A 6484-nucleotide genomic window follows, 5' to 3' on the forward strand; every position below is an offset into this window, starting at 1 on the left:
GGACGCGGACAGACCATCCTGCTCGAACGCGAAAGGATCAAACGAGACACGATCAAAAAACGCCGCTTGAACCACCAGGCCAAAGCGGCTTAAATCAACCCCTAAACCGAGCCGGAAACTCCAATCTTCAAAAGCACAAATAGTCTCAAATCATTCGACGACGGACAGTTTTCGTTTCGCGACAAATCGACGAGTATCCGCCAGAAGGCGTCGCGCGCGATCGGATCGACTCCTGAGGTGGGCTCATCGAGTATCAGGAGGTCGGGGGAATGAATCAATGCAGCGGCAAGCGACATGCGCTGACGGATGCCGAGAGGGAGGTTGTTCGGTAGAACGTCCAGAACCTCGTCGAGCCCCAGTCGCCTGGCCAGCTCCGAAATGCGATCAGCGACCTTTTTCATCGACATCCCGAAGAGGCGGCCGTTCAGCTCAAGATTCTGCCGCACCGTCAATTCGGAATAGAGCGAGAAAGCCTGACTCATATAACCTACACGGTGTCGCATCGCGACATCTTCCCCCACGACTGGCCTGCCAAAGATTATGGCCTCTCCGTCGCTAGCCGGTAGAAGACCGGTAAGCATCTTCATTGTGGTCGTCTTGCCGCAGCCGTTTGACCCCAAGAAACCGAAGATTTCGCCTTGAGGGATCCGAAAACTTACGTCATCGACAGCGGTGAAGTCCCCGAACCTCATGCTGAGGTGATGGGCTTCTATGGCGTAATATTCATTACCAGACAAAATACGAGGTGGTATGACCAGAGCGACGTGATCTTGGGACACGTTCTTCGGGAGCAGTTTGATAAATGCCTCGTCGAAATCGCTGGTCCCGGTTTTTGCCATGAGCTCGGAAGGGGTGCCTGTTCCTATCACCCGGCCAGCATTCATTGCCACGACCCAGTCGAAACGGGCAGCCTCCTCCATATAGGCTGTCGCGACAATGATGCTCAGGCTCGGGCGCTCCGCGAGGATCGCCGCGATCAGGTCCCAAAACTGTTGGCGCGAAAGCGGGTCAACCCCGGTTGTCGGCTCGTCGAGAATGAGAAGGCCAGGATCGTGGATCAAAGAGCAGCATAACCCGAGCTTCTGTTTCATCCCGCCAGATAGCTTACCTGCCGGCCGCTCGGCAAAGGGTGTCAACCCTGTGCTCTTCAAGAGGCGAGAAATCCTCTCGCCCCGTTCTTTCTTGTCTTGTCCGAACAATCTGGCGAAGAAGTCGACATTCTCGAAGACGGAAAGAGTAGGATAGAGGTTCCTGCCCAGGCCCTGAGGCATATACGCTATGCGAGGGCAGATCTTTCCTCTGTGCCGGGCATCGGAGATGTCGCCGCCTAGTACTTCGATCTCTCCGCTCTGCATGGCGCGTGATCCGGAAAGCAGCGAAAGCAGCGAGGATTTTCCGACCCCGTCCGGTCCCACCAAACCAACCATGCACCCGGATGGTATAGACAGCGATACATCATCAAGCGCGACCGTGTGACCGAAGGTAAGGGTGACGCTTGTCGCCGACGCTACGGCCGAGCGCATACTCAAAGAACCGGCTTGGACACTTTCGCCTGCAGCGTATGGGTCCATAATATCCACTCAGTTAATCAGGTTGTTACTGAGGTTCTGAGGCCAATCGGTCTCGGGATTAAGCCGAACATAAACCAACCCGGGGAGGCCCGTTTTCACGTATGCGATGTGCTTCTTGAGCAGTTCTTTCGGTATCCTGGCACGAACTCGGAATGTCAACTTCTGGCGCTCGTCCTCGGTTTCCACGGTCTTTGGAGTAAATTGAGCGACATCCGCGACGAAGGATATTTCTGCGGGGATCGTAAACTGGGGCGCCGCGTCGAGCACGATACGCGCCTCCGATCCCAGCGCCACTCTGCCGGCCTGTGCCGTGGGCAGAAAGAAAGTCATATAAACGTCGCTAAGGTCGACCATCGTCAGAATTCGGCCGCCAGCTGGTAACACTTCTCCGGGCTCGGCCACGCGATATTGTACGCGACCATCACGAGGCGCCTTTAATACGGTATCTTCGATATCGGCGTTGATGCTGTCGATCTGAGCCATCGCCGCATCAACTGCGGCTTCCGCGTCTACGACTTGGGCCTTCGCCGCATTGATTGCAGCATCGGAACTCGCAAGTGCGGCTTGTGCTGAAGCGACGGCAGCGCGAGCCTGCTGTTCTGCTGCCTCTGTTTCATCCACCACCTGCTGAGAGACGGTATTGTTGTTCAAGAGCTGTCTGGAACGGGTATTGGTTTTGATGGCTGAGTTAAGTTGCGCCTTCCGCTGCTCTATCACAAAAAGCGTCGATTCTCGCTCCGCTTCCCGTTGCTTCACAAAACTTCGAGCAGTGTCGATAGCGATTTGCGCGCGTCTCAAGTCCGCCTCAGCTTGCCGCTTTCTTGCCTCCAGTTGGGCTGTCTCCATCCGCGCAAGAACTTGTCCGGCAATCACAAGAGCGCCCTCATTGACAGCAACCTCTTGAAGGCGACCGCCGGATTTCGTGGAAACATCTATCTCTACTGCCTCGATACGCCCGTTGCTGAAGGCAGTTCCTTCAGTCGGCGCTGGCGCGCTGATCGTGGACCAGCCCCAATAGCCGACGGCAAGCACAACTAGTACGGTGAGCGCAACTGCGAACTTCGGATAAGATCGGCGAGGGCTCATCTTGTATCCCTTGTAAAAAACCGGCAGGCGGAAGCGCATCCGGTCCGGACAGACTGCCGTGCGTACCGGCACCCCGCCCGCTCATTCTACGATGAAGCGGAGAGCACCTGGACGGAGGATCATTACCGTACGGGGGGTTAAAAGCTTGATGATGCCCTTGAGCCGAAGGCAGGTGAAGACTCGAGAAACCGTTTCTATGCTCAGACATAGATGGTCCGCGATGTCCACTCTTGGCATTGCCAGTTCGATCACGCCGTTTGAACCTTGCCTTGCATCCAGATCGACCAGAAACGCGGCGACGCGTTCGATTGGATCGCGATAGCCTAGAATGAGCAGGTTGCGTTGCGTTCTCTCCATGCTCAGCACCAACGGCGTCTCATCACTGCCGCCTGGGTTAAGGCCGGAGGAAGCCAGGATGGACGTCACGCTCATCGCCTCCGCAAAGAAGGCTCTCTTACTTCCTGCCTCGAAACCGAAGATATCACCAGCGTACTCGAACGAGCATATCTGGCGGCGGCCATTCGTCAGGAGTCTAAATATCCTTACCGCGCCGGATTCAACGCGGTACGTCGCACGCCTGACTTGGCCGGGTTCATAGATCGTGTCGTTCGCTTGGAACGTCATGGTTTTGCTTCTTGTCGCCCGTGGACCGAGCAAGAGGTGATGGCTTGCTCTTTCGAAAGAGGGGACTGCAGTTCGGCTTTCCATTCCAGCCTCCGGATCAACAGATTCCATGCAAAAAAACGAAGTGCGTTTGTGGCGGCGCCAATTATTGAACTGCGCGCTCCGAGAATGCCGATGTTGTAAACTGATGTACTGGGCTTGAGGATGTGCACTCTCGTCGAGGTCAGAGTACATCATAACAACTGCTTTATCACAGATTTGTTCCTGATGTGTGGGCTAGTTTTGCCGCCTTTCAAGACATCCTTTCGTAGCGTTAACAAAGAGTAAGACGCTTAATACCCGGCCGTCTCTTTCCATGCCTAGTCCAGGTATTTTGAGATTAACTGAGCCAGTTGGCGCTAGTGATTCGACAGATGGTTATCCATCTGACAGGTCCGTCATTTCGCTGGTTAATCGGCTTGATTGCAGCAGAACTTCCCACGCGAATCGTTTGGTGAACTGATCAGGCTGATACAAAAGAGCAGCCGGTCAAGACCTGATTAAGATTGACTTTGGACGTGAACGGGACCCCTCGGATTTAGGCAAAGTTATCTTCAGCACCCCATTTTCGAAATGAGCATCCACCTTGTCCTCGTCCAGATCATACCCAATCGGGATCTGCCGCTCGAACCGGCCGTAGAACCGCTCTGCGAGTTTTGAGTCCTTATTCTCCGTTTCCGCGGTCTTTTCCCCCTTCAACGTCAAAACACCATCGTTTATTGAAAGATCGATATCCTTCTGCTCCATTCCTGGAAGATCGGCCACGATACGAACTGCGGCCTCCTCGTCCGTGATGTCGATCTTCGGCCAAGTGTCGAACTCGGATCCGAACCACAACTGGCCCGTGGTCCCTAACCTAAATGCTTCGTCAAATAGACGATCGACCTGATCGTGTAGCGACTGAAGCGGATCACGGCGCGCAGGAATGGTGGAGAAGGTTCCGCGAGCGTTGCGATGCCATGGGATAAGGTTATGGAGATTCATTTTGCCTGTCCTTTTTCTGTCACTTGATGAGCTGTGTCATTCGTCTGCAGCTGGGCACCTTCCTGCTTCGCCACTTGGTCGAAGGTGACCTTGTGTCGTTCATTGTCCCAAATAGCCTTCACCTGCCCGCCATCATGAATCTCGTTCGCCAGCATCGCCTTTGCCAACTGTGTTTCGAGCTCCAGACGGATAAGCCGGCGTATCTCTCGGGCACCGAACTCGGGTTGGAAGCCCGCGTCCGCAAGATGCTCCAGCAGTGTCTCGTCGATTTCCAAGGCAACGCCCTGGGCACGGCTGGTGCGCTTCACTCGCTCTAGCTGCAGCTGAAGAATGGCTTTGATATTGCTGCGGCTGAGGGCATGGAAGATGATGATCTCATCTATTCGGTTGAGAAATTCGGGCCGGAAGTGGCGGCGTAGGACTTCCATGATCTGCGGCTTCAGGTCGCCGTCGTCAGGCTCATCGTTCTCACTGTCCCGTAGGTGGGCCTGAATGATGTCAGAACCAAGGTTGGAGGTAGCGATGAGAATAGTGTTCGTGAAATCAACCAACCGCCCTTTGCCGTCCGTAAGTCGTCCATCATCGAAGATCTGCAACAGGATGTTGTGAACATCGGGGTGAGCCTTCTCTATCTCGTCAAGCAGGATGACGCTGTAAGGCCGCCGGCGGACGCGCTCGGTTAGTTGACCACCTTCTTCATATCCGACATATCCTGGAGGCGCCCCGACGAGGCGCGCAACAGCATGCCGCTCCATGTACTCTGACATGTCGATGCGGATCATGGCATCTTCGTCGCCGAACACGGTTTCCGCAAGGGCCTTCGCTAGTTCAGTTTTCCCTACGCCGGTTGGACCGAGAAATAAGAAGGTCGCGACGGGCCTGCTATTTTCGCGCAAACCTGCGCGAGCTAGCCGGACAGCGTCGCTGACAGTCTCAACCGCCTCTTCCTGCCCAATCACCCGCTGCTGGATACGTTCTTCGATGTTGAGAAGTCGTTGCCGTTCCTCGGCCGTCAGCTCGGTGACTGGTACCCCGGTCAGCTTTGAAACCACCTCTGCGACATGTTCGGCCCGAACCTCTGCGCTCGCCAAGCCCCGTTCGCGGCGCCAGCGAGCACTCGCTTGCTCCAGCGCCTTGCTCTTCTCCTCATTTTGCGCTTGAAGTTCGGAGGCACGATCGAACTGCTTGCGGGAAGTTGAGTAATCCTGCTCACGCTTGAGCTGGCGCAGTTCAGCCTCAAGCTCTTGAACTTCAGGCGGCCGGGACGTCGCTGAAATTTTCACCCGCGCCGCCGCTTGGTCAATAAGATCGATAGCTTTGTCAGGAAGGAACCGGCCCGTAATATAGCGATCTGATAGTTCAGCCGCCGCGACAATTGCTTCTTGAGTGATACCTACCTTGTGATGTGCCTCCAGCACGTCTCTCAGGCCTCGGAGTATCATGATGGTTTGCGCTACTGTTGGCTCCGGGACGAACACAGGCTGGAAGCGACGTTCGAGCGCCGCATCTTTCTCGATATGCTTCTGGTACTCGTTAAGCGTGGTTGCCCCAATCAGGTTCAAATCACCCCGGGCTAGTGCAGGCTTAAACACGTTAGCAACATCAAGCCCCCCTTCGCCGCCTTGACCCGCACCCACGATAGTGTGTATCTCATCGATAAACAGGATGAGCTGCTCGCGATTGGCCGTAACCTCTTTGAGTATATCCTGGACCCGCTCCTCGAACTCACCACGGTACTTTGCACCTGCGACCAGCGAATTGACGTTGAGTTCAACCAGTCTTTTTCCAGCAAGCGATTCAGGCACTTCGCCAGCGGTTATCCGCTGAGCAAGCCCTTCTACTATTGCAGTTTTGCCTACTCCAGGTTCGCCAATCAGAACAGGGTTGTTCTTCCTCCTGCGCGCCTGTCCGACATCAGCGCCTTTGAGACAAAACTGGTTTAATTAAGAAGAGAGGATTTTCGGCTCATCATAGCTTTATCAAAGGACGCAAAGATGAGACAGAAACCCGTTCCCCAAACGTTTTCTGCGGAGAAGACGATCAAAGATATCCGTCGTGCCACGCGTAAACATTATTCAGCCGAGGATAAAATCCGTATTGTTTTGGAAGGTCTGCGCGGGGAAGACAGCATTGCTGCGATCTGCCGCCGTGAGGGGATCGCCGAGAGCCTTTATTATAGC

At 54.9% G+C, this 6484-nt stretch carries 4 protein-coding genes and 2 pseudogenes; 1 reads left to right on the forward strand and 5 read right to left on the reverse strand.

Annotated features, from left to right (window positions below):
• Window positions 1-167 precede the first annotated feature (167 nt).
• The 5 genes and pseudogenes from HWX93_RS22245 to HWX93_RS22265 all read right to left on the reverse strand — a co-directional run.
• A pseudogene (locus HWX93_RS22245) lies at window positions 168-1523 on the reverse strand (ATP-binding cassette domain-containing protein); the annotation flags it as partial.
• 57 nt (window positions 1524-1580) lie between these two features.
• The gene (locus tag HWX93_RS22250; protein ID WP_176038764.1) at window positions 1581-2657 is read right to left on the reverse strand and encodes an HlyD family secretion protein; all 1077 of its coding nucleotides are present in this window, start codon (window positions 2655-2657) and stop codon (window positions 1581-1583) included.
• 81 nt (window positions 2658-2738) lie between these two features.
• The gene (locus HWX93_RS22255) at window positions 2739-3281 is read right to left on the reverse strand and encodes a helix-turn-helix domain-containing protein (RefSeq protein WP_176038760.1); all 543 of its coding nucleotides are present in this window, start codon (window positions 3279-3281) and stop codon (window positions 2739-2741) included.
• Window positions 3282-3809: 528 nt separating this feature from the next.
• Window positions 3810-4304: an Hsp20/alpha crystallin family protein gene (locus HWX93_RS22260; protein WP_176038761.1), complete on the reverse strand. Its 495-nt coding sequence runs from the start codon at window positions 4302-4304 to the stop codon at window positions 3810-3812.
• Window positions 4301-6208, reverse strand: a pseudogene (locus HWX93_RS22265) (ATP-dependent Clp protease ATP-binding subunit); the annotation flags it as partial. The gene HWX93_RS22260 and the pseudogene HWX93_RS22265, both read right to left, overlap by 4 nt.
• 90 nt (window positions 6209-6298) lie before the next feature.
• Here HWX93_RS22265 and HWX93_RS22270 point away from each other — a divergent pair.
• The coding region (locus tag HWX93_RS22270) for a transposase (RefSeq protein ID WP_176038762.1) at window positions 6299-6484 on the forward strand (186 nt) is incomplete at its 3' end.

It is taken from the genome of Brucella tritici (genome assembly GCF_902825325.1).
Classification (GTDB): domain Bacteria; phylum Pseudomonadota; class Alphaproteobacteria; order Rhizobiales; family Rhizobiaceae; genus Brucella.

What these genes read in the sequence shown, in the direction of transcription:
- HWX93_RS22250 (WP_176038764.1), bottom strand. Translation starts at nt 2,657, where the DNA reads ATGAGCCCTCGCCGATCTTATCCGAAGTTCGCAGTTGCGCTCACCGTA.
- HWX93_RS22255 (WP_176038760.1), bottom strand. Translation starts at nt 3,281, where the DNA reads ATGACGTTCCAAGCGAACGACACGATCTATGAACCCGGCCAAGTCAGG.
- HWX93_RS22260 (WP_176038761.1), bottom strand. Translation starts at nt 4,304, where the DNA reads ATGAATCTCCATAACCTTATCCCATGGCATCGCAACGCTCGCGGAACC.